This window comes from Arthrobacter sp. B0427-1-12, assembly GCF_059092905.1.
Map to the genome: position 1 here is coordinate 162,725 of NZ_JBNHIC010000002.1, position 23,044 is coordinate 185,768.

Annotated in this window: 17 protein-coding genes; 11 read left to right on the plus strand and 6 right to left on the minus strand. The window is 68.5% G+C overall.

Annotation, left to right across the window (positions count from 1 at the left end; translation table 11 throughout):
* Positions 1-12: 12 nt before the first annotated feature.
* Positions 13-1,377 (minus strand): glutamyl-tRNA reductase, encoded by a 1,365-nt coding sequence (locus tag AC5RWU_RS02995; protein WP_494028140.1) that lies wholly within the window; start codon positions 1,375-1,377, stop codon positions 13-15.
* Between the two features lie 150 nt (positions 1,378-1,527).
* Between AC5RWU_RS02995 and hemE the strand changes: the two genes are divergently transcribed.
* The 8 genes from hemE to hemL all read left to right on the plus strand — a co-directional run bounded on the left by hemE (position 1,528) and on the right by hemL (position 10,768).
* Positions 1,528-2,589: a uroporphyrinogen decarboxylase gene (gene hemE / locus AC5RWU_RS03000; protein ID WP_494028019.1), complete on the plus strand. Its 1,062-nt coding sequence runs from the start codon at positions 1,528-1,530 to the stop codon at positions 2,587-2,589.
* A 41-nt stretch (positions 2,590-2,630) separates the two neighbouring features.
* Complete coding sequence (locus AC5RWU_RS03005) at positions 2,631-4,502, plus strand: protoporphyrinogen/coproporphyrinogen oxidase (protein ID WP_494028018.1); 1,872 nt, start codon at positions 2,631-2,633, stop codon at positions 4,500-4,502.
* 64 nt (positions 4,503-4,566) lie between these two features.
* Positions 4,567-5,265, plus strand: a complete 699-nt coding sequence (hemQ, locus tag AC5RWU_RS03010; RefSeq protein ID WP_494028017.1) for a hydrogen peroxide-dependent heme synthase — start codon at positions 4,567-4,569, stop codon at positions 5,263-5,265.
* Between the two features lie 62 nt (positions 5,266-5,327).
* Entirely contained in the window at positions 5,328-6,476 is a 1,149-nt protein-coding gene (locus tag AC5RWU_RS03015; RefSeq protein WP_494028139.1) for a ferrochelatase, read from the plus strand.
* 29 nt (positions 6,477-6,505) lie between these two features.
* The gene (hemC, locus tag AC5RWU_RS03020) at positions 6,506-7,504 is read left to right on the plus strand and encodes a hydroxymethylbilane synthase (protein WP_494028138.1); all 999 of its coding nucleotides are present in this window, start codon (positions 6,506-6,508) and stop codon (positions 7,502-7,504) included.
* A 41-nt stretch (positions 7,505-7,545) separates the two neighbouring features.
* Positions 7,546-8,466 (plus strand): uroporphyrinogen-III synthase, encoded by a 921-nt coding sequence (locus AC5RWU_RS03025; protein WP_494036894.1) that lies wholly within the window; start codon positions 7,546-7,548, stop codon positions 8,464-8,466.
* Between the two features lie 10 nt (positions 8,467-8,476).
* Positions 8,477-9,460 (plus strand): porphobilinogen synthase, encoded by a 984-nt coding sequence (gene hemB, locus AC5RWU_RS03030; protein WP_494028015.1) that lies wholly within the window; start codon positions 8,477-8,479, stop codon positions 9,458-9,460.
* Positions 9,461-10,768, plus strand: coding sequence for a glutamate-1-semialdehyde 2,1-aminomutase (gene hemL, locus AC5RWU_RS03035; RefSeq protein ID WP_494028014.1), 1,308 nt, complete (start codon positions 9,461-9,463; stop codon positions 10,766-10,768).
* Between the two features lie 129 nt (positions 10,769-10,897).
* Here the strand turns inward: hemL and AC5RWU_RS03040 are convergent, their stop codons facing one another.
* The 4 genes from AC5RWU_RS03040 to AC5RWU_RS03055 form a co-directional block, all read right to left on the minus strand.
* Entirely contained in the window at positions 10,898-11,743 is an 846-nt protein-coding gene (locus tag AC5RWU_RS03040; RefSeq protein WP_494028013.1) for a MetQ/NlpA family ABC transporter substrate-binding protein, read from the minus strand.
* Positions 11,744-11,866: 123 nt separating this feature from the next.
* A complete protein-coding gene (locus tag AC5RWU_RS03045) occupies positions 11,867-12,547 on the minus strand; it encodes a methionine ABC transporter permease (RefSeq protein WP_494028012.1) in 681 nt (226 codons plus the stop codon).
* A complete protein-coding gene (locus AC5RWU_RS03050; protein WP_494028011.1) occupies positions 12,544-13,524 on the minus strand; it encodes a methionine ABC transporter ATP-binding protein in 981 nt (326 codons plus the stop codon). Before AC5RWU_RS03050 ends, AC5RWU_RS03045 begins: the two co-directional genes overlap by 4 nt.
* A gap of 234 nt (positions 13,525-13,758) precedes the next feature.
* Positions 13,759-14,469, minus strand: a complete 711-nt coding sequence (locus AC5RWU_RS03055) for a 3'-5' exonuclease (protein ID WP_494028010.1) — start codon at positions 14,467-14,469, stop codon at positions 13,759-13,761.
* Positions 14,470-14,575: 106 nt separating this feature from the next.
* Between AC5RWU_RS03055 and AC5RWU_RS03060 the strand changes: the two genes are divergently transcribed.
* Genes AC5RWU_RS03060 through AC5RWU_RS03070 form a run of 3 tightly spaced genes read left to right on the plus strand, consistent with a single transcriptional unit; the run spans position 14,576 to position 21,647 of the window.
* Complete coding sequence (locus AC5RWU_RS03060; RefSeq protein ID WP_494028009.1) at positions 14,576-14,959, plus strand: MGMT family protein; 384 nt, start codon at positions 14,576-14,578, stop codon at positions 14,957-14,959.
* Complete coding sequence (locus tag AC5RWU_RS03065; RefSeq protein ID WP_494028008.1) at positions 14,956-18,225, plus strand: ATP-dependent helicase; 3,270 nt, start codon at positions 14,956-14,958, stop codon at positions 18,223-18,225. The genes AC5RWU_RS03060 and AC5RWU_RS03065 overlap by 4 nt, the downstream gene beginning before the upstream one ends.
* Positions 18,222-21,647, plus strand: coding sequence for an ATP-dependent helicase (locus tag AC5RWU_RS03070; protein WP_494028007.1), 3,426 nt, complete (start codon positions 18,222-18,224; stop codon positions 21,645-21,647). The genes AC5RWU_RS03065 and AC5RWU_RS03070 overlap by 4 nt, the downstream gene beginning before the upstream one ends.
* An 18-nt stretch (positions 21,648-21,665) precedes the next feature.
* On the opposite strand, the gene AC5RWU_RS03075 is transcribed toward AC5RWU_RS03070, so the two are convergent.
* The gene (locus AC5RWU_RS03075; protein ID WP_494028006.1) at positions 21,666-22,997 is read right to left on the minus strand and encodes a macrolide 2'-phosphotransferase; all 1,332 of its coding nucleotides are present in this window, start codon (positions 22,995-22,997) and stop codon (positions 21,666-21,668) included.
* Positions 22,998-23,044: the final 47 nt, after the last annotated feature.

Here is a 23,044-nt window from a genome sequence, read left to right on the forward strand (position 1 = left end):
TACTGGGCAGGTTCAGGCGCCCTTGGCTGCGTCGGCCAGGGCAGCGTGGTCCACCGGGCAGGCTGCAGACGCGGTTTCCGCTGTGGACGCTGTATCGGCAGCGGTCTTTGCCGCAGCGGACCGCTCCTCTACCGTGATGCCGTAGAGCGCTTCCAGACCGGCGATATACGCGGCCTGCTGGCCGTTGGCGGCCAGTTCCCGCGCCCGGACGGTGGGAATGTGGAGCAACTGCTTGACCATCCGCCGCAGCGCGAATTCGACTTCCTCCGCGGGCCCGGTGCAGCCATGCTGGGCGCGGACGCGCTCCAGTTCGGCGTCGAGCACGGAAAGCGTGTGCTGGCGCAGCGCGACAATGGCGGAGTCCACGCTGCGTGCCTGCTGCTGTTCGGCGAAGGTCCGGGCAGCCTTGTCGACGATCTTGCTGGCCTGACGCAGGGATTCGGACTGCTCTTCCGGAGCGGCCAGGCGGACGGATTCCAGGGTGATGAGCTCGACGCCGGCCAGTTCGCCGACGGCGGGGTCGAAGTCGTGGGTCAGGGCCAGGTCAATGACGATCAGCGGCTTGCCGGCGCCGGCACGGACGCGTTCAATGTCGGCCGCCGCCACCCGGTTCTCGCTTCCGCTGCAGCCGATCACCACATCGGCGGCGGCCAGGGCTGCAGGAAGGGTTTCCGCCGTGAGGGCGGTGCCGCCGCGGGTGGCGGTGAACGTCCCGGCGCGGCCGGACGAGGAGTAGACGGAGATATTGCTGCAGCCCCGTTCGCGCAGCAGGGCCATGGTTGCCCCGGCGTAGGCGCCGGTTCCGAAGACAACAACGTTCTTGGCTGACCAGTCCGGGCTTTCGGAGATGTCGGTGGCCAGTTCCAGCGCCACTGACACTACGGAAAGGCCGCGGCTGCCGAGTGCGGTCTGGGCGCCGACTTCCTTGGCAGTCCGGGACGCGGTCTGGAACAGGCGGACCAGCGCCCCGCTGGCCGTGCCCTGGTCCTGGGCTTCGATCAGCGCGCGCCGGACCTGGCCCGCGATTTCGCGTTCACCGACGACGGCGGAGTCCAGGCCCGCGCCGACGGTGAACAGGTGCTTGGCGACGGCCTCGCCGGTGAGGGTGCCGAACGCGCGGGCGACGCGGTCTTCGGGAACTCCGGACTGGCGGCTGATCTGCGCGATTACTTCCGACCGCGCGGCCTCGACCTCATCCTCGGAGGGAGCTTCGCAGTAGATCTCATAGCGGTTGCAGGTCGCCAGAACGACCGCGCCCTTGAGGGCCTGACCGTCGTCGAGCACGGATGAAGCGACCTCGGAGGCGCCGGCACTGAGGCGGGCGACGGTTTCCAGGTCGACATCGGTGTGAGTTGCGACAAGAGATATGAGTACCACAGTGTTCCCCATAATAACGAGCGAGTCCTTCATCCGGGTAATAGGCTCGCCTTAGTCAGGGGTCCGTTCCGCGGTGATTCCGGCCACGTACAGTGTGCCGGCGGGACCTTGCGTTAACCATGTGCGGGGGTTCTTGGGCAGAATCGAGCTATGACTCTTAGCGCATCCCACCCCCTGATGGACGGCCGCACGGCAGATTCCCCACTGATTACCGCCTACCGGGGCAGGAAACCGAGCCGTCGTCCTGTGTGGTTCATGCGCCAGGCCGGCCGTTCCCTGCCTGAGTACCGCAAGATCCGCGCGGGCATCGCGATGCTCGATTCCTGCCTGGATCCGGCGCTGGCCGCCGAGATCACCCTCCAGCCGGTCCGGCGGCACGACGTCGATGCAGGTATCTTTTTCTCGGACATCGTGATTCCGCTCAGACTGGCCGGCGTGGATGTCGACATCGTTCCCGGTGTCGGGCCGGTGCTGGGAACCCCGATCCGCACCGCCGAGGATGTCGCGGCGCTGCCGGAGCTGACCGAGGAGGCCCTGGATCCGATCCGGGAGGCCGTCGGCCTGGCGGTGGCTGAGCTGGGGACCAAGCCGCTGATCGGCTTTGCCGGAGCTCCTTTTACCCTAGCGGCCTACATGGTCGAGGGCAGGCCGTCGCGCGACCACCTGGGACCGCGGACCATGATGCATGCGGACCCCGGCACGTGGCAGGCGCTGACCAGCTGGGCGGCGGATGCATCCGGCAAGTTCCTGCGCGCACAGTTGGAGGCAGGTGCCAGCGCCGGCCAGCTCTTCGACTCGTGGGCCGGTTCCCTCGGTCTGGCGGACTACACGGAGCACGTTGCGCCGGCGTCGGCCCGGGCGCTGGACCACGTGCGCGGACTGGGAGCGCCGTTGGTCCATTTCGGCACCGGAACCTCGGAACTGCTGGCAGCCATGCGCGACGTCGGCGCCGACGTTGTGGGGGTCGACTACCGTCTGCCGCTGGACGAGGCGAACCGCAGGCTCGGCGGCGCCACCGTGCTGCAGGGGAACATCGACCCGGCGCTGCTGTCCGCGCCGTGGGAGGTGCTCGAAGCGCATGTCCGTGGGGTGGTCGAAGCCGGCGCCGCAGCGCCCGGACACGTGGTCAACCTCGGCCACGGTGTGCCGCCGCACGCGGATCCAGACGTGCTGACGCGGATTGTTGAGCTCATCCACTCGATCGAGCCATAGCGATGCCGGCCAGCAACAGCAGACTAAACCGGAGTCAGCAGATGCCCAATGCAGGCAAGGTAAACAAGGCCGACAAGGCAGACAAAGCGGATAAAACCGGCGCCGCCAAGGGCCACCGGCCGCACCTGCAGGTCCCCCACCTGCCGGGTCTCCACCGGCCCGGGCGGGCGACGGCGGAAACCAGGCCCGGTGCCGTCGTAATCGGTGGCGGAATCTCCGGACTGGTGGCCGCCCTTGAGCTGGCCAGGGCCGGCTATGCAGTCACCGTGCTGGAACGCAGCAGGGCGCTGGGCGGCTGCGTCGGGCAGCACGAAGTTGCCGGGCTGACGCTCGACAGCGGCGCCGAATCCTTCTCCACCCGCTCGGAGGCTGTGGCTGACCTGATCGCCGAACTGGGCCTGGCCGAACGCATCCAGGCGCCGAATCCGCAGGGGGCATGGATCCAGCTGCCGGTCAAGGGCGGCAGCCTGGCGGGCGGTGCCCAGCCGCTGCCGCGGACCGGGATCCTGGGGATACCCTCGGATCCGGCGGATCCGGCGATCGTGCGCGCCATCGGCAAGGCCGGCTCGGTCCGTGCGGCCCTGGACCGGGTCCGCCCGATGGGCAGCCTGCTGAAGAAGGACCGGGTGAGCCTGGGCGAGGTGGTCCGGACCCGGATGGGCGAGCAGGTGCTGCGCAATCTGGTGGCGCCGGTGGTTGCCGGCGTCTATTCGGCCGATCCGGACCTGCTCGATGTGGATTCAGTGGCACCCGGACTGCGTGCGGCCATGGCCGAGCATGGCTCGCTCGGAGCCGCAGTGGCAGCGATGCGCGCGGCGGCACCGGCAGGCTCCGCGGTCGCGGGGCTGGCCGGCGGCATGGGTGAACTGACCAATGCGCTCGCCGCGGCCCTGCGCGGGCTCGGCGTCCGGCTGCTCACGGAGGTTGCGGTCGAGGGTGTCCGGCGAGGCGGTGACGGGAGTGCCGTGTCGCAGGAACCAGCGCCGAAGCCAGGGCAGGAGTCGGCAGGCGCCGTCACGGTGGTTGACCAGACCGGCGGCCTGGTCACGGCGGCGGGGGCGGATGCTGCAGGTACCGGGAGCCCCGGCCCGGGAGGCCCCGGCCCGGCAGGTTCCAAGCTGGCAGGCCCCGGCCCGGAAACTGCCGCACACGGCACGCGGCCTGCATCCCGGTGGCTGATCGCCGCCGGCGGGCGCGAGTATGCTGCGGATGCGCTGGTGGTGGCCACCGACGGCGGGACCGCCGTCGACCTGCTGGAGCCGCTGGTGCCGGGCCTGGCGGAGCTGAAGCCGGAACCCGGGCCCGGCGTGGCGCTGGTGACACTGGTGGTCGACCTGCCGGAACTGGATTCCCATCCCCGCGGCACCGGCGTGCTGGTGGCAGAGGAAACGCAGGGCGTTGAAGCCAAGGCGATGACCCACGCAACGGCGAAGTGGCAGTGGCTGGCCGACGCGGCCGGCCCCAGCAACCATGTGCTGCGGCTGTCCTACGGGCGGTCGGGAGCCGGCTCCGGAGCCGGACCTGACTCGCGCAGCGACGGGAACCTGTACCTGCAGGCCCTGGCCGATGCTTCGGCCCTGCTGGGCGTGAAGATCACCGACGCCGACGTCGTCGGATGGGACGTGGTCCGCTGGGTCGGTGCCTTGCCGTTTGCCGCCGTCGGCCACCAGGAACGCGTCGCGAAGGTTCGGGGGCTTGTCGCAGCAGTGCCCGGACTGCAGGTGGTGGGCGCCTGGCTGGCCGGTACGGGGCTGGTCTCAGTGGTCAGCGATACCCGCCGGCGGGCCGCGGCCCTGACGCCGGCAGCGGCGGCCGGAAGCCCGGCCGGGACGGCGGAAGCGGCGCTGGCCGACGACGCGCCGGCAACCGCTGCTGAACGTCCGGACGGCGGGCCGCAGACATCCCCGGAATAAGTTCTACACGCTGTAGAATAATGCTGTTTCGACTTAGCCATAGCCAGGAGGCAGACTGTTAATCATGAGTGAGACTTTGGGCGGAAACCAGACCATTTCCAATGAATCAGAAGAACAGTTCTTCACCCTGTGGACGGTGTTCAAGCGTCTGGGGGAGGCGGACCGCAGCGGCGCGGTCGGCGCCTTCGATGAGCTGACGGCGGAACTGGCCGCTGCCGGCGTGACCCTGCGGGGTGCCTACGATGTGTCCGCGATGCGCGCCGATGCGGACATCATGGTCTGGCTGCACGGGCCCAAGCCGGAGGAGCTGCAGGCGGCTGTGCGCCGGATCCGCCGCTCGGGCCTGTTCGCCAACACGGAAATCGTCTGGTCCGCGATGGGCGTCCACCGGGAGGCGGAATTCGCCAAGAGCCATTCCCCGGCCTATTCCCGCGGCGTTGCGCCCAGCACCTGGCTGTGTGTCTACCCCTTCGTGCGCTCCTATGAGTGGTACCTCCTGCCGGCCGAGGAGCGCGGCAAGATGCTGCGTGACCACGGCATGCTGGGCCGCGATTTCCCGCAGGTCCTCTCCAACACTGTGTCCTCCTTCGCGCTCGGCGACTGGGAATGGATCCTGGGCCTGGAAGCGCCCGAGCTGGTGGATCTGGTGGACCTTATGCGCCACCTGCGCGCCACCGATGCCCGCAATCACGTGCGTGAGGAAATCCCGTTCTACACCGGCCGCCGGATTTCCACGAAGGAGATCGCCGAGGTCCTGCAGTGACCGAACAGTCCCTGGACACCCCCGGGTTCGACCCCTTGGCAGGTGTCGACGAGCACGGCCGCATGGCGCCGAAGGCGTACGATGCCATCCTCCTGGCCTCCTTCGGCGGTCCCGAGGGGCAGGACGAGGTCATCCCGTTCCTGCGCCACGTGACCCGCGGCCGGGACATCCCGGACGAGCGGCTCGAGGAGGTGGCCCACCACTACCGTGCCTTCGGCGGCGTCAGTCCGATCAACTCGCAGAACCGCGCGCTGAAGGCCGCGCTGGAGGCGGAACTGGCCGCCCGCGGGATCGGGCTTCCGGTGCTCTGGGGAAACCGCAACTCGCAGCCCTTCGTCGCCGATGTGCTCCGGGAAGCCTACGACGCCGGCCACCGCCGGATCCTGGCCGTCACCACCAGCGCGTATGCCAGCTATTCGAGCTGCCGCCAGTACCGCGAGGACTTCGGCATGGCGCTGGAGGAGACCGGGCTGGCCGGGAAGCTGGAGCTGGACAAGGTGCGGCAGTACTTCGACCATCCCGGTTTCGTGGCGCCGTTCGTGGAGGGCCTGGCCGACGGCCTGGCCAAGGTCCGCGAGGGGCTGGCTGCGGCCGGCCCGAAAGCCGGTCCCATCCACATCCTGTTCTGCACACACTCCATTCCGATGGCCGATGCGGCGGCAGCCGGTCCCCGGCTGCCCGAGGGCGAGGAATACGACGGCGGCAGCGCGTACGTCGCGCAGCACCTGGCCACGGCGCAGGCCGTGCTGGAACGCGTCCCGGAAGCCGCCGGCGTCGACTGGTCCCTGGTGTACCAGTCCCGCAGCGGATCGCCGCACGTGCCCTGGCTGGAACCGGACATCAATGATGCGCTCACCGAACTCGCCGGCAAGGGCGTCAAGGGCGTCGTCATGGTTCCGCTGGGCTTCGTCAGCGACCATATGGAGGTGGTCTGGGACCTGGACACCGAGGCGAAGGACACCTGCGCGGAGCTGGGCCTGGTCGCCGAACGCGTTCCGACGCCCGGCACGCACCGCAGGTTCGTGGCGGGCCTGGTCGATTTGGTTTGCGAGCGTACAGTGGAAAACAACATTGCGGACCGGCCGGCCGTTACCTCGCTGGGGCCATGGTTCGATGTTTGCCGCACCAACTGCTGCGCAAACCTCCGCGGGCCCAAGCCCACGATCGCCGGCGAGGACTCGACCGTCGGAGTGAAGCCTTGCGTGAAGTGACCCAACAACCAGACGAGTCCACCGTGGACATGGCCGATCCGGACCGGCCCGCCCCGGAATTCACCGTGCGGGTCGGCACCCGGGGCAGCGCCCTGGCGCTGACCCAGACCGGTATGGTGGCCGAGCGTCTGTCACATCTGGGCGGTTTCGCGGTGGAACTGGTCCGCATCAGGACCGAAGGCGACGTCAAGACCGGACCGTTGTCCCAGCTGGGCGGCACCGGGGTCTTCGTCGCTGCACTGCGCGAGGCGCTGCTGGCCGGCCGCTGCGATATTGCCGTGCATTCCCTTAAGGACCTGCCCACCGGCCAGGCCGACGGCCTGACCGTCGCAGCGATCCCGCCGCGCGTGGACATGCGGGACGTGCTGTGCGCCCGCGACGGCCTGACACTGGCAGAGCTGCCGGCCGGAGCGCGGATCGGCACAGGTTCGCCGCGCCGCGCCGCGCAGCTGCGCGCCGCGCGGCCGGACATCGAGGTCGTGGATATCCGCGGCAACGTGGACACCCGGCTGGGACGGGTGTCCGGAATGGTGCCCGGTGCGGAACGGATCGAAGGCAAGCAGGGCGACCTTGACGCCGTCGTCCTGGCCGCCGCCGGCCTGACGCGGCTGGACCGGCTGGAAACTGTCACCGAGTTCCTGGATCCGGCGATCATGCTGCCGGCGCCCGGGCAGGGGGCGCTCGCGGTGGAATGCCGCACGGCGGATTCCACTGGCGACGGTCCGCTGGCCGCGGCCCTACGGGATTATGACGACGCCGACACGCGGCTTGCGGTGACCGCGGAACGGTCGCTGCTGGCGCGTCTGGAAGCCGGATGTGCCGCGCCCGTGGGGGCGTTGGCCCGGATCGCGGATGGCTCGCTGACGCTGGAGGCGGTGGTCTGCAGCGAGGACGGAGCCAGGCTGCTGCGCCGGTCCGAATCCACCGCGGAGCTGACCGGCGACGCGGCACTGCGACTCGGCATCCGGCTGGCAGAGCGCCTGCTGGAGGCCGGCGCGGCCGAACTGGCCGATCTGGCGGTCCACTGATCATGCCGGCACACAGGCACGGGCAACCCCCGGTCGATTCAGTGCCGCCGCATGAGCACAACGCCCTGGCAGGGCTGACGGTGGTTCTGCCGCGCGGCGCGGACCGCTCGGCGGGCATGGTGGCCGAATTCCGGCGCCGCGGCGCCCGTCCGCTGCTGATGCCGCTGATCGACTTCGAAGCGCTGGCCGATGTGTCCGAACTCGACCAGGCCTTGGGGCTGCTGGCTGAGGGGCGGTTCGCCTGGCTCATCATCACCAGCATCACCACGGTCCGCGCCCTGAAGGAGCGTGCGCAGGCCAAAGGCGCAACCCTGGCGGAAATGGTTCCGGAACTGACCAAGGTAGCTGCCGTGGGGGAGACCAGCCGGCAGGCGCTTGAAGCCGAGGGCGTCCCGGTGGACCTGGTCCCCGACAGCGAACAGTCCGCGCGCGGGCTCGTCGAAGGCTGGCCGGTGCCGGAGGACAACCCGGTAGGAACGCCGACATCCACGGCGGTGCTGCTGCCGCAGTCGGACCTCGCCGCGGACACCATCTTCAAGGGCTTGATGGACAAGGGCTGGCAGGTGCTGCCGGTGGTGGCCTATCGCACCGTGGACTATCCGGCTGCCCAGGACAGGCGCCTGACGGTGCCTGCGCCGCCGGCCGACGCCAGTGGCCAGACCGGGACGGAGGGTGCCGCCGTCGACATGCTGACGCCCGCGCAGTTTGCTTCCCTTGCCGCCTCCGGCGGCGTGGGCGCGGTCGTCCTGACCTCCCCGAGCGTCGCACGGCGCCTGATGCGGGAAGCCGGGCCGGTTCCGCCGCGGGTGCTGCTGGTGGCGATCGGGCGCACCACCGAGGCGGAAGCCGGCGTGCTTGGCCTGCGCATTGCAGCAACGGCAACCGAGCCCGGGCCGGAGGGCGTCGCAGATGCCGTGGCGGCGGCCGCCGTCGAACGCGCCCGGCGAGAGAACAACGACTGAAGGATCCCAGATGAGCTTTCCCCACCATCGTCCCCGCCGCCTGCGTGCCAATGCCGGCCTGCGGCGGCTGACCGCAGAACACCGGCTGGACCCTGCCGAGCTGATCCTGCCCGCCTTCATCCGGGAGGGGATCAGCGAACCGGTCCCGCTGACCTCCATGCCCGGCGTCGTCCAGCACACCACCGACACCCTCAAGCGCGCCGCGGCGGAAGCCGTCGAACTGGGCGTCGGCGGAATCATGCTGTTCGGGGTGCCGGCCACCCGCGACCCGGAGGGGAGCGCCGGCTGCGATCCCAAAGGCGTCCTCAACCAGGCGATCCGCGACGTCGCCGCCGAGGTGGGCGACGACCTGGTGGTCATGAGTGATCTGTGCCTGGACGAATTCACCGACCACGGGCATTGCGGCATCCTGGGGACCAACGGCGAAGTGGACAATGACGCCACGCTGCAGGTGTACGGGCGGATGGCCGTCGCGCAGGCCGAGGCCGGGGCGAAGGTGCTGGGACCGTCCGGCATGATGGACGGCCAGGTGGCCGTGATCCGGCAGGCGCTGGACGCGGTCGGCTATCAGGACGTCGCCCAGATCGCCTACGCGGCCAAGTATGCCTCCGCGTTCTACGGTCCCTTCCGCGAGGCCGTCGATTCCCAGCTCAAGGGGGACCGCCGCACCTACCAGATGGATTCGGCGAACCGGCGCGAAGCGCTGCTCGAGGTCGAACTCGACATCGAAGAGGGCGCGGACATGGTGATGGTCAAGCCCGCCATGAGCTATCTGGACATCCTGGCAGACGTTGCCGCCATGTCGCCCGTCCCGGTCGCCGCGTACCAGATTTCCGGCGAGTACGCGATGATCGAAGCCGCGGCCGCCAACGGCTGGATCGACCGCAGGGCTGCTGTCGAGGAGTCGGTCCTGAGCATCAAGCGGGCAGGAGCCAACATGGTTTTGACGTACTGGGCCTGCGAGCTCGCCGCCTGGCTGAAGGAAAGCAAGTAAATGACCACTTCTGAAGAACTGTTCGAACGCGCCCGCGCCCTCATGCCCGGCGGCGTCAATTCCCCGGTCCGCGCTTTCGGCTCGGTCGGCGGGACGCCGCGGTTCATTGTCTCCGCCAAGGGCCCGTATGTGACCGATGCAGACGGACGCGACTATGTGGACCTGGTGTGCTCGTGGGGGCCGGCGCTGGTCGGCCACGCCCACCCGGACGTGCTCGCAGCCGTGCACGCAGCGGTGGACCGGGGACTCTCCTTCGGCGCCTCGACTCCGGACGAAGCCGTGCTCGCCGGGATGGTCATGGAACGCGTTCCCGCCGTCGAGCGGCTGCGCATGGTGTCCACGGGCACCGAGGCAACCATGACGGCGGTCCGGCTGGCCCGCGGCTTCACCGGGCGCAACCTGGTGGTCAAGTTCGCTGGCTGTTACCACGGACACCAGGACGGCCTGCTGGCCGCTGCTGGCTCCGGCGTGGCCACCCTCGCGCTGCCGGGCTCGGCCGGCGTGACCGAGGCGACGGCGGCGGAGACGCTGGTCCTGCCGTACAACGACGTGGACGCCGCCCACGCCGCCTTTGCCACGCACGGGGACAGCATCGCAGCCGTCATCACCGAAGCCGCCCCCGCCAATATGGGCGTGGTCACCCCGAACCCTGGCTTCAACGCCCAGCTGGCCGACCTCACGGCCAGCCACGGCGCGCTGCTGATCCTGGACGAGGTGCTGACCGGCTTCCGGGTTGGCCCCGGCGGCTACTACGGCCTCACCGGTGCCGCTGAGGGCTGGAAGCCCGATCTGTTCACCTTCGGCAAGGTTATCGGCGGCGGGATGCCGGTCGCCGCACTGGGCGGCCGGGCCGATGTGATGGACTACCTTGCCCCGATCGGACCGGTTTACCAGGCCGGAACGCTCTCCGGGAACCCAATCGCCATGGCCGCGGGCGTGGCCACGCTGACCGCGGCAACCGCAGCGGTGTATGAGCACATCGACGCCAAGTCCCTTGAACTGTCCGCAGCGGTCAGCTCGGCACTGGACGGGGCCGGCGTGGACCACAGCATTCAGCGGGCAGGCAATCTGTTCAGCGTGGCTTTCGGCACCTCGGCCGCCGGCGTGCACAACTATGCCCAGGCCCAGGCCCAGGAAGCCTTCCGCTACGGTCCGTTCTTCCATGCCATGCTGGAGGCAGGAGTCTACCTGCCGCCGTCGGTCTTCGAAGCCTGGTTCCTGTCCAGCGCGCACGACGATGCCGCCATGGACCGCATCTTCACGGCGCTGCCGGCGGCCGCGAAGGCCGCCGCAGCGGCGGAGGCTTAGCGGCGGAGGCTTAGCAGCGAGTCAAAAAGCGTGGAACTGGATGAGCCCCCGGCCATGGCCGGGGGCTCATCCAGTTCCCGTGGTTTCCTTGACCGGGCGGCACCGGTTCAGGAGGCCGGGCCGCTTCGGCTAGGAGGCCGGAATAACGTCGCCGTTGGGCCAGGTTTCCGTGATGAACTGCTTGACCTCTTCGCTGTGCAGCAGTTCGTCCAGCTTCTGGATCGCGGCATTGCCCTCGTCTTCGACGCGCCAGGCCAGGAAGTTGCCGTACTGGCTGGACTGGGTGTCCTCGACGGCCAGGGCGTCCCCGACGCTGAGCCCCGCCGCGATGAAGTAGTTTCCGTTGAGGATCGCCATATCGATGCTCGGATCCCGCATGTCATTGACCAGCAGTTCGGGCTGGTTTTCGGAGAACTCCAGGTTCTTCGGATTCTGCTCGTCCGTCAGGGTCAGCGCCGCGGAATCCGCTTCAATGTTCTGGAGCAGGCCTTCTGCCTCCAGAAGCTCGAGGGCACGGACCTGGTTCGACGGGTCGTTCGTGATGGCGACGCGCGCGCCGTCACTGAGCGCGGAGATATCCTCCACCGTTTCAGAGAAGGCGGCGTAGGGCTCAATGTGGATCGGCTCGCCGTGGGCGAAGTCGTAGCCCTTGTCCTGGACCTGCTGGTCGAAGAATGGCTGGTGCTGGAAGTAGTTGGCGTCCAGAGTGCCATCGCTGAGCGCCGTATTCGGCGTCTGGAAGTCCTCGATTTCCTGGATTTCCAGATCCAGGCCGGCATCGGCTGCCAGTTCGGTGTCGACGAACTCCAGGATGCGGGCATGGGGAACCGGGCTGGCACCCACCGTCAGCGTCACAGGGTTCTGCGGGTCGAGTGTCGTGACTTCGGCGCTGGGGGCGGAGTCTCCTCCACCGCAAGCCGTCAGCGCCAACGCAGCAACAGCGCCGGTTGCCAGAAGGGAGAATTTCTTACGCATCGAGTGCGTTCCTTTCACGTCAACCCGGCGGGTACAGGTCCGGCGCCGGGCAATGATGCAGCAAGCGGCTACTCGCTGCAGTTCTTTCGGGCGCAGGCCCGCAAAGTCTGGAGGCAGGCGGTGCTAGCGATGGTCGATGCGCTTGGAGATCTGGTCACCGACAACCTGGATGATCTGCACCAGTACCACCATGACCACGATCGTAACAATCATGACGGTGGTGTCGAATCGCTGGAACCCGTAGTTGTAGGCCAGCCGGCCCAGACCGCCACCGCCGATGAGGCCGGCCATGGCCGAGTAACCCACCAGGGTGACCACCGTCGTCGTCATAGCTGCTATCAGGGTGGGCAGGGACTCCCGCAGGAGCACTTTGGTGACCACCTGGAGGTTGGTGGATCCCATGACCAGAGCAGCGTCTATCTTGCCGGAGTGGACATCGCGCAGAGCGGTCTCCACCAGACGGGCAAAGAAGGGGATCGTACCGATGGTCAGGGACACCGAGGCGGCGATGGGCCCCAGGCTCGTTCCGACAATCAGCCGCGCCAGCGGGATGAGCGACACCATCAGGATGGCAAAGGGGATCGAACGGGTGATATTGACGACGATGTCCGAGACGATCCGGTTGAACACCGGCATCGGGCGCAGGCCGCCCGGCGCCGAGGTGTGCAGCAGGACACCCAGCGGCAGGCCGATCAGTACCGTGAAAACGGTCGAAATGCCGACCATCTGCAGGGTTTCGACGATTGCCGACGGCAGTGCCTGGGTGAGGGCGGGATTGGTGAACAGATCTTCAAGGAAATTCATGCGGCAACCTCCACTCCGACGCCCTGGTCCCGGAGATAGGCCATGATTTCCGCTACCGGAGCCTGATCCGCCAGCTGCACCCGCAACCGGCCGAACTGGCTGCCGGCCAGAGTTTCGATGCTGCCGGCCAGGACATTGACATCCACATCGAACCGGCGGGTGATGGTGGACAGCACGGGTTCGGACGCGGTTCCGCCGGAGAACCAGATCTCCAGGACCGCCCCGCGGCCGGGGATCGCGGCGGGCGGCAGCGGAATCAGGGATTTGGCCAGCTGGCCGTTGAGGTCGGCGGCAACTTCCCTGAGCGGCCCGTGTTCGACGATCCTGCCCTTGGCCAGCAGCGAGACCGAGTCGCAGATGCGCTTCACAACGTACATTTCATGGGTGATGACCAGCACCGTCAGCTGGAGCCGGTTGGTCAGATCCTGGATCAGGTCGAGGATCTCCGACGTCGTCGCCGGATCCAGCGCGGAAGTCGGCTCATCACAGAGCAGCACATGCGGATCCGCGGCCAGCGCCCTGGCGATGCCGACACGCTGCCGCTGCCCGCCGGACAGCTGCGCAGGATAGGCGTCCTCGAACCCCTCCAGTCCCACGAGCTTCAGCAGCTCCGCGGCCCGGTCCCGGATTCTGTTCCTGGGCGTCCGCACCAGCTCCATCGGGTGCGCGACATTACCGGCGGCTGTCCGGGAATCAAGCAGATTGGCGTGCTGGAAGACCATACCGATCCGGCGGCGCGCCGCGCGCACCTCCGTATCCTTGACGGTGGTCAGTTCCTTCCCATCGATATTGACGGATCCCGACGTCGGCCGGTCGAGCAGGGTGAGGCAACGTACCAGCGTGGACTTCCCGGCACCCGAGTGGCCCACGATGCCGTGGATCGAGCCCTTGGGCACCTGCAGGCTCACACCGTCAAGGGCGACGACTTCCCGCGTGCCCTGGTGATAGACCTTGCGCAGATCGGTAACGGTAATCATGCAACCTCAATGATGGGCGGAATCCGCGGCACGCGGCTGTTCTGGGGGATCCGGCCGCCGGGGCCGCCGGGGTTCGGGACCGTCCGGCCGCTGCCGGCGCCGGAACGCACTGGGCAATTAAATCACGCGGCAGGAACATCACGGGGACTGAGCATCACCGGGACAACCATCGAGGCGTGGACGGCTCCGAGATCCGGCCAGCGGGGCATGGACGCCCCGTCTGCTGCCGCGTCCCTACACTACCGTCGCTGCGGCATCCGGAGCGGGCTGGAGGGGCCAGCAGCCGTTGACCACAGCATCGGGATTCCGGCGCCGCAGGTAATCCTGGAAACTTGCCGCCTGTTCCGCGGCCCATCCCACCTGGGCTTCATGCAGCCGGACGGCATCACCATGCAGCTGCGGGAACCGGGAGGCCAGCGCAGAAGCAACGCCGAGGGTCGCCATGACGTCGGCGGCGGAAGTATGGGCCTTCTCGAAGCGCACGCCGTAATGCTGGCTCAGTGCCGTCAGGGTCCGCTTGCCCCGGCGGTAACGGTCCATCTGCTTGTCCATGATGTAGGGATCGATGACCGGCAGCGGCGTACATGCAGTGATTCCGTGGCGGCGGCACTCAGCCCCGAGGACAGTGAAGTCATAGGAGGCGTTGAAGGCCATGACGGGGACCCCGGCGTCGAACATGCCGGCCAGGACCTCCAGCACCTCGGCGGCAACCTGCGCCGCCGGGAGTCCTTCCGCACGCGCCTTTTCAGTGGAGACCCCGTGGATGGCCGCCGCTTCCGCCGGGATGGGAATGCCGGGGTCGGCCAGCCACTCGTGGCTGCGGCGCACGTCTCCCCGGCCGTTGACCAGTACGATGGAGGCAGTGACGATCCGGGCCTCGTGCGGATCCCTGCCGGTGGTTTCGAAGTCGAATGCTGCGCGGGGTAGTTCATGCCAACTGTTCATGCTCCCAAGCTATCGGCCGCCTCCGACGTTCCTGGGGACCTTCCGCGGGGCGACATCCGCCGGTGCCTGGCCGGGACGGCGCCGCCGCCCGGTTAAGGTATTGATCATGCGCGGGGACTATGTGGAAGCGGTACTGGATGTGGCCGCGGCCATCCCGGCGGCCCGCGTGCTGTCCTACGGTGACATTGCGGAGATCCTCGGCGCCGGCGGTCCCCGTCAGGTAGGCGCGGTGCTGTCCCGCTGCGGCTCGGACGTTCCGTGGTGGCGCGTCGTGCGGGCCAGCGGCCTGCCTCCCGAAGGGCATGGGCTGGAAGCCTGGCACCATTACCGCGAAGAACGGACAGCACTGAAGGGAACGCCGGATGATGCGGGCCATGGATACCGCGTGGACATGCGGCAGGCCCGCTGGACACCCGGAGTCCGGGATATGGAGGCATTGGAGGCCATCGCGGCAAAAATGTCAGAGGGGATTGCTGAAGTAGAACCATGACGATGACGACCGCAGACAACGCCGGGACCGCGTCCGGATCCACTGCCGGAAACCCTGCCGCAGGCCTGGAAGCGCCGGGACTCCGGCTGGTCCGCCCCGCAGCCGCCGTCTGCGCTGCTCCGGTGCTGAGCGCCGACCAGCAGAGGGTCGTGGACCTGCCATCCGGTTCCGGTCCGGCCCTCATCCTTGGAGCGCCCGGAACCGGCAAGTCCACCGTGCTCGTGGAATCTGCAGTAGCACGCATCGAACGGGACGGGCTGGAAACATCGTCGGTGCTCATCCTGGCGCCGACACGGCTGGCTGCTGCCCGGCTGCGCGACCAGTTCACAGGACGGCTGAACCGCAGCCTGAGCACAACCCCCGCCAGGACCTGGTCTTCATATGCCTTCGATCTGCTGCGCCGGGCCAAAGTGGAAGGCAGGCTGGCGCTGGAACGCGCGCCCAAGCTGCTGTCCGGCCCGGAACAGGACCACATCATCACCGAACTCCTGCGCGGACATGACGCGGGCTTCGGTTCCACAATCCGGTGGCCGGACGACCTCCAGGCCGCCCTGCCCACCCGGGGCTTCCGGCAGGAACTGCGGCAGCTCTTCGACCGGGTCATCGAATACGGGCTGACGGCGCCGGACCTTGCACTCCTGGGGCAGGAGCACGGCCGGCCGGACTGGACCGCGGCGGCCCAGTTGTTCCAGGAATACCGGGACCTCATCGACATCCGTATGCCCGAAGCCTTCGACCCAGCCGGCATCATCACTGCGGTCCGCCAGCTGTTCCAGGAACAGCCGGACTTCCTGGCGGAGGAAAGGCAACGGCTCGGCCTCATCCTGGTCGACGACATCCAGGAAGCCAACCCCGCCATCTACGAGCTGCTGGCGGTACTCGGAGAGGGGAAGGACACTCTCGTCACCGCCTGCCCGGATACGGTTGTCCAGGGCTTCCGCGGCGCCCGGCCGGACCTGGTCCCGCAGGCAGCCAGGCTGCTGGCCCCGGTCGGGGGCGAAACACGCCGGATGGTGCTTACCACCTCGCACCGGCTCCGTCCGGCAATGGCCGCGGCCTGGGGCAGGGTGGCCGGCCGGATTGCCCAGACGGGCGAGGCACACCGGATCCGGCAGCTGGACTGCGCCGGTGGCAGCGGCACCGGCCTCGCTGAAGCGCACATCGTGCCGTCGGCGGTCCACGAGCTCAGGTATGTCGCCCAGCGGATCCTCGCTGCCCAGCTCAGGGACGGGCGCAGGCTGTCGGACATCGCGGTCATTGTGCGCACCGGTGCCAAACTGGCGGAACTGCAGCGGTATCTCTCCGGCCAGGGAATCCCCGTCAGTGTGCCGGTAGCGGAAAATGCGGTGCGGGATGAAGTAGCGGTCCGTCCGCTGCTGGACGCCTTCGCGGTCGCAATGGACAGCAAGGAACTGACTCCGGACCTGGCCGTCGGCCTTCTGACGTCCCGGATCGGCGGGGCTACCGCCATCGACCTGCGCCGGCTGCGGCAGTCGCTGCGTAGGGAGGAGGCCCTCGGCGGCGGTGGACGGGGCAGTGACAGTCTCCTGGTCGAGGCCCTGACGGAACCGGGCGCGCTCGAAACCCTCGGCTGGGAAGCCAAGGCGGCGCGCCGCATAGCCCGCATGCTCGCTGACGGCCGCCGCGCCGCGGCCGAGGCCGGGGCCAACGCAGAGTCGGTGCTTTGGGTACTGTGGGAGGCAGCCGGCCTGGCGGACCACTGGGCCCGGGTTGCGATGGAGGGCGGGCCGGCAGGAGTACGGGCCGACCGCGATCTGGATGCCATCATGGCCCTGTTCCATACCGCGGAGCGGTTCGTGGACCAGCTTCCGGGGTCGACGCCGCAGCAGTTCCTGGATTATTTGCTGAACCAGGACCTGCCGATGGATACGCTGGCCCAGCGTGCGCAGGTCGCCGATGCCGTGGAGCTGCTGACGCCGGCAAGCGCGGCGGGACGGGCCTGGCCGGTGGTGATCGTGGCCGGCCTGCAGGACGGCGTCTGGCCCAACACCAGGCTCCGGGGAGAGCTGCTCGGCAGCACCGAACTTGTGGACGTCCTCGAAATGGGCTCCACCGAGGCACGCCGGGTCAGTGCTGTCAGCCGGCTGCGGGACATCCGCTATGACGAGCTGCGCAGCTTCTCCACCGCGGTGTCGAGGGCCGGAGAACACCTGCTCTGCGTCGGTGTCTCTTCGGAGGATGACCAACCCTCTTCGTTCCTGGACCTCGTGGATCCTTGGGAAGACGACGAGCAGCCGCGTCCCCTGACCGAAGTCGTCCGTCCGCTGACGCTGCGGGCACTGACGGCCGAACTGCGGCAGGCGGCCCAGACGGCCCAGACGGATCCGGAGGAAGCGGCGGCGGCAGCCCGCCAGCTGGCCGTGCTGGCGGCAAACCCCGTGCCGGTGCGGGGCGCGGATCCCAGCGAGTGGTGGGGCCTGCTGCCGCTGAGCTCCACGGACTGCATCGTCGCGCCGGGGCAGCCGGTGCCGGTTTCGCCGTCGAAGGTCGAAGCCGTGCACAAATCGCCTCTGGATTGGTTCATCCAGGCGGCCGGAGGCGAAGCAGCCACGGACTTTGCACGCAGCCTGGGCACGCTGGTCCACAGTATTGCCCAGGACCTCCCGGATGCTTCGGGAACGGAATACGTCGAGGAACTCACCCGGCGCTGGCCGTCACTGGGGATGAAGGACAACTGGGAGGGACGGCTGGACTTCAGGCGGGCCGAACGGATGGTCCGCCAGCTGGCTGAGTACGTGATCCTCATGCGCCGGGCAGGCCGCAGCCTGCTGGCCACCGAGCAGGACTTCGAAGTATCCGTACCGGGCGCCGACCGTACCGCGCTCCTGCGCGGCCAGGTGGACAGGCTCGAAATCGACGCAGAGGGCCGGCTGGTCATCGTCGACCTCAAGACCGGCAAATCCAAGCCGACCGCGAAGGACATGCCGCAGCATCCGCAGCTGGCCGCCTACCAGACGGCGGTCCGGGAAGGCGGATTCGACGAGGTGCGGCCGGGGACGGAAAGCGGTGGTGCCGCTTTGGTCCAGCTCGGCGTCGACGCCGTCAAGGTACCGATCCAGGAACAGGAACCACTGGCACCCGATGACACCTGGGCACGGGACCAGGTGCTGGATGCCGCAGCACTGATGGCCGGGAACAGCTTCCTGGCCCGCCACGACCCCGGGAGGAACTCCGGCAGCGGACACGGGTGCCGTGTACCGGAAGTCTGCCCTCTCTGCGCCGAAGGAAAACAGGTGACCGAATGACGATCGTCGAGGAAGAAGCCCCCGCAGGCGAACTGCCCGAACCCGCTTTCAGCCCGGCGGAGCTGGCGCGCCTCATGGGCGCAGAACATCCGCCGACGGCCGAACAGGCCGCCATTATCAGCTCTCCGCTGGAGCCGATGCTGGTCGTGGCCGGCGCCGGGTCTGGCAAGACCAAGACGATGGCGGACCGGGTGGTCTGGCTGGTGGCCAACGGCTGGGTCCGGCCGGAGGAAATCCTCGGCGTCACTTTTACCCGCAAGGCGGCCGGCGAGCTGTCCGCACGCATCCGTGCGCAGCTTGCCCTGCTGGCCAGAAAGGGGCTGATGCCGAAGCCGGACGGGGAAGCGGCCGACGAGATGCTTGATCCCAAGGTCTCGACGTACCACTCCTATGCCAGCGGAATCGTGGCGGATTACGGACTCCGCCTGGGCATCGAACGGGACACGGTACTGCTCGGTGCCGCCCAGTCGTGGCAGCTCGCCAGCACGATCGTCGAGTCCTACGAAGGAGCCGCCGAACACTTCACTGCGGCCAAGTCCTCGCTGGTCAAGGCGGTCATCGACCTGGCCGCCGAATGCGCGGAACACCTCCGTGATCCTCAGGAGGTACGGGACCTGTTGGATGACGCCGTGGAACGGCTCAGCGGCCTGCCCTACGTCTCCGAAAGCAGCCGGAAGCCGTCGCAGGAAGTCGGTAAACTCGTCAACCGGCTGCGGACCCGCTCGACCGTCGCGGAACTTGTCCAGCACTACATCCGGGCGAAGCGTGCCCAGGGCGCCATGGATTTCGGCGACCTGATGTCCCTGGCTGCGCGCATCGCCGTCGACATCCCCGCGGCGGCCCAGCTGGAGCGCCAGCGCTACCGCGTCGTGCTGCTCGACGAGTTCCAGGACACATCGCACGCCCAGATGGAGCTGTTCTCCCGCCTCTTCGGAGCCGGGCACGCGGTGACTGCCGTGGGGGATCCAAACCAATCGATCTATGGGTTCCGCGGCGCATCCGACGGCCAGCTCTTCAGGTTCCCGGAAAGGTTTCCCAGGGTGGGGCCTGAAGGGCGCAGGGAACTGGCAGCCGTCCGGTTCCTCACCACCGCGTGGCGAAATTCCACCAATATCCTGGACATGGCCAACGCCGTGGCAGCGCCGCTGAACGGACCCGCAGTCAACGCATCCGCCGGCACCGGCACAGGGTCAGGCGCCGGACGCATCCGCGTTCCGGCCCTGCAGGCCCGGCCGGGTGCCCCCGCCGGCGGAGTTCGGCTGAGCCGGTTCGCCTCGGACAAGGATGAGGCAACCGCTGTCGCCGACCGGATCCAGCAGCTGCGCGGACCCGGTGCCCAGGAGCCCGGCGCGCCACGGCAACTGCCGTCCATGGCGGTCCTGTGCCGCAAGCGGGCCCAGATGGAGCCACTGCGGCGCGAGTTCGAAGAGCGCGGAATCCCCTATGAGATCGTGGGGCTGGGCGGCCTGCTCAGCACCCCCGAGATTGTCGACCTGGTGGCCGTCCTGCGCGTCCTGGCGGACCCCACCCGGTCCGATTCGCTCATGCGGCTGCTCTCCGGCGCCCGCTGGCGCCTCGGCCCGGCGGACCTGATGGCCTTCTCGGACTGGTCAAGGCATCTGGCCAGGCAGCGCGAGGCGGCCGCGCGGCAGCACATAGCGCTGGACCTCGACAGCGATGAACCGCCGGCGGGAGAACCTACCATTGAACATGACGTGGTGGACGGCTCCAGCCTCGTCGAGGCCCTCGACCGGCTGCCGCGGCCGGGGTGGACTTCGCGGCACGGGCGGTGCCTCACCGACGCTGCGCTGGCCCGGCTGTCAGCCCTTCGTGCGGAGCTGAGGCACCTTCGTTCGTTCGTCGGCGACGACCTGACGACGCTGATCGGTGAGGTCGAGCGGGCCACTCTGCTGGACATCGAAGTTGCATCCAAGCCAGGGGTGAGCATCCACCAGGCCCGGCGGAATCTGGACGCCTTCACCGATGCCGCGGCGGGATTCCTGCAGACCTCGCAGCGCGTCGACCTGCTCGCATTCCTGGGCTGGCTGGAGGCCGCGGCGGCGGAGGAGGGCGGCCTCGACGTCGTCCAGACGGAAGTCAGCCATGATGCCGTGCAATTGCTGACCGTCCACGCCTCGAAGGGGCTGGAGTGGGACGTGGTGTTTGTTCCGGGGCTGAATGCCGGGGCGTTCCCGTCGAACAAGGATTCGCGCTGGAGCAGCGGGAACTCGGCGCTGCCGTGGCCCCTCCGCGGAGATCACGCGGAGCTGCCGGCCTGGGATACCGACCAGCCGGACCAGAAGGGCTGGCTGGACAGCGAAAAGGCCTTCAAGGGTGACTGCCAGGCACACGGCGAGCTGGAGGAACGGCGGCTGGCCTATGTGGCCTACACTCGGGCCCGCCACGAGCTGCATTGCAGTTCCGCGGCCTGGGTGGGATCCCGTGCTGCCGCCGCTGGCACCTCGACATTCCTCGCCGAACTCCTGCCCCTGGCTGAGGGGCCGGCTGCATCGGCCCAGCGGGGGACCTGGATCGACGACGAGGCCGTGGGGAGCGAAAACCCCAACAACGCCGCGGAAGAGACCGCTTTGTGGCCGTATGATCCACTGGAGGGTCCGCTGGATGCGACGACAGGCAGGCGGCTGCGGCCGGGTGCCGGCCGCCGCGCGCAGGTGGAAGGGGCAGCGGGGGCCGTGCGGGCGGCACGGGCCGAACTGGCAGCGGGCGCCGTCTTCCCGCCCGACCGGTGGAGCCGGGAAACGGAACTCCTGCTCGCCCGGCACAATGACCGGAGTCAGAGTGCCGACGTGCAGCTTCCTGCGCACATCTCGGCTTCCCTCCTGGTGGAACTGGCGGACAATCCGGCCGAGGTCACCCGCCGGCTGCGCCGGCCTGTTCCCCGGAAGCCGGGCATGGCCGCGCGGAAGGGAACTGCGTTCCATGCGTGGGTCGAGGACTATTTCGGCAGCAGCGGCATGCTGGACATCGATGAGTTTCCCGGTGCAGCGGATGCGTATGTGGACGAGGCCTACGAGCTTGAGGAGATGATCCGGACTTTCAAGGCGTCACCCTGGGCCCAGCGGAGTCCGGCGTTCATCGAGGTGCCGGTGGAAACCCGCGTGGATACCGTCGTCGTCCGGGGTCGGATTGACGCGGTCTTCCGCGGGCCGGACGGCAGCTGGGAACTGGTCGACTGGAAGACAGGCCTTCCTCCGGCCAAGCCGAAGCTGGGTATCCGGTCGGTACAGCTGGCTGCCTACCGCCTGGCCTGGGCGCGGCTGAAAGGCGTCGAAGTAAACCAGGTCAAGGCCGCCTTCTACTATGTGGCAGCGGACACCATCATCCGGCCCCATGATCTGGCCGGCGAGGCGGAACTGGAGGAAATCGTCCGCAGGGCGTATGCGTCAGGAGACGGTGCATAGGCCCTGCGGGTGCAGCGGCTAGCCGAGGTGCCGGACGACAGGCATCGCCGTGGTCACAGTGTCCACCGCGGACACCGGGCCGGCGTCCGCCACCGTAGTAATCGCTGGCTCGGCCATTCCCGCTGGCTTTCCCTTGCCGCCCTGCCCCTGGGCCTTGCGGAAGACGGCACCGTATTCGGTCGCTGTCCGCGGCCTGCCGCTTATCGGCGTGCTGTTGGCGGCCGTCGGGGTGCTGTTGGCAGCGGAGCTGCTCGGTATGGGACCGGTGTCCGCAGCACCGCCGGCCATGCCGCGGGCAGGGGCAGCGGCCGCGGTGGCGTTTGCAACCGGTTTCGCAGCGCTGCCCGCGGCAGATGCTGGGGGAGCGGCAGGTGCTGGGGGAGCGGCGGGACCGCTGCCGGAAGGACCGATGCCGGATGCGGGCGACGGGGAGGCCTCGTGGGCGATGATGTCCGCCTCCAGCGTCGCCAACATTTCCTCGGCTTCCTCGACCATCTGCTGGTTCTGCGCGGCCAGGCCGCGAACCAGCCACTGGGCCAGCGCGAATTCGGCGGACAACGCCGCGCGGCGCAGCAGGTGGCGGTCGGGGGTTTCCTTCCGGGCCGCCGTATACGCCTTCAGCACCGTGTCGGCGAAAGACGACTCATTGGCGGCGATCAGCCAGGCGAAGTCGTCGGCGGGATCACCGATGCGCAGGTCGGTCCAGCCCGTAACGGCCGTGACCCGGCCGGCGGACAGCAGCAGATTGTCCTCGTGCAGGTCGCCGTGGACCACGCAGGGATTGAAGCGCCACAGGGAGACATCCTCCAGCGCGTGCTCCCAGCGGCGCAGCAGGACGGAAGGGATCTTGCCTGTGGTGGCCGCCTGGTCCAGTTCGTTGAGCTTGCGCTGGCGGAACTCGTTGGCGGTGTAGCTGGGCAGGTCCGCGTTCTGGACGATCTGGGGAGGCAGGTCATGGATGGCTGCCATAGCGCGGCCGATTTCGGCCGGAATGGTTCCGCCCTCTGCCACCAGCACGTCCACGTCCCGGGCGAAGCCGGGCAAATGCGAATACACGAAAGTCGTCAGTTCCCCCAGCCGCACGGTGCCGGCAACGGAGGGCATATTGAACGGCAGGTCGGCCCGGACGCCCGGATTGAAGCCGCGCAGGACCAGTAGTTCCGTCTCCAGCCGCATGCTGGCTTCGGCATGCTTGGGGGAGCGGACGCGCCACTGTTTTCCGGCGTCGTCAATAAGTACCGCCGAATCGAAGTCGGCGGTGTCGTCGGGGAGGCCGGCGACGCCGGTGGGAGCGAGCCCAGGCACGGCGGCGCTAGCAATTGCTGCCAGTTCCATGGGTGTGCGTTTCACACCCTCCACCGTAAAGCGCCAAGGGCCGCTTCGGCCTGTCCGACGGC

Bases quoted from the DNA above. Each gene is read 5' to 3' on its own strand.
- hemE (WP_494028019.1), top strand. From the start codon at position 1,528: ATGACTCTTAGCGCATCCCACCCCCTGATGGACGGCCGCACGGCAGAT.
- AC5RWU_RS03005 (WP_494028018.1), top strand. From the start codon at position 2,631: ATGCCCAATGCAGGCAAGGTAAACAAGGCCGACAAGGCAGACAAAGCG.
- hemQ (WP_494028017.1), top strand. From the start codon at position 4,567: ATGAGTGAGACTTTGGGCGGAAACCAGACCATTTCCAATGAATCAGAA.
- AC5RWU_RS03015 (WP_494028139.1), top strand. From the start codon at position 5,328: ATGGCGCCGAAGGCGTACGATGCCATCCTCCTGGCCTCCTTCGGCGGT.
- hemC (WP_494028138.1), top strand. From the start codon at position 6,506: ATGGCCGATCCGGACCGGCCCGCCCCGGAATTCACCGTGCGGGTCGGC.
- hemB (WP_494028015.1), top strand. From the start codon at position 8,477: ATGAGCTTTCCCCACCATCGTCCCCGCCGCCTGCGTGCCAATGCCGGC.
- hemL (WP_494028014.1), top strand. From the start codon at position 9,461: ATGACCACTTCTGAAGAACTGTTCGAACGCGCCCGCGCCCTCATGCCC.
- AC5RWU_RS03040 (WP_494028013.1), bottom strand. From the start codon at position 11,743: ATGCGTAAGAAATTCTCCCTTCTGGCAACCGGCGCTGTTGCTGCGTTG.
- AC5RWU_RS03045 (WP_494028012.1), bottom strand. From the start codon at position 12,547: ATGAATTTCCTTGAAGATCTGTTCACCAATCCCGCCCTCACCCAGGCA.
- AC5RWU_RS03050 (WP_494028011.1), bottom strand. From the start codon at position 13,524: ATGATTACCGTTACCGATCTGCGCAAGGTCTATCACCAGGGCACGCGG.
- AC5RWU_RS03055 (WP_494028010.1), bottom strand. From the start codon at position 14,469: ATGAACAGTTGGCATGAACTACCCCGCGCAGCATTCGACTTCGAAACC.
- AC5RWU_RS03060 (WP_494028009.1), top strand. From the start codon at position 14,576: ATGCGCGGGGACTATGTGGAAGCGGTACTGGATGTGGCCGCGGCCATC.
- AC5RWU_RS03065 (WP_494028008.1), top strand. From the start codon at position 14,956: ATGACGATGACGACCGCAGACAACGCCGGGACCGCGTCCGGATCCACT.
- AC5RWU_RS03070 (WP_494028007.1), top strand. From the start codon at position 18,222: ATGACGATCGTCGAGGAAGAAGCCCCCGCAGGCGAACTGCCCGAACCC.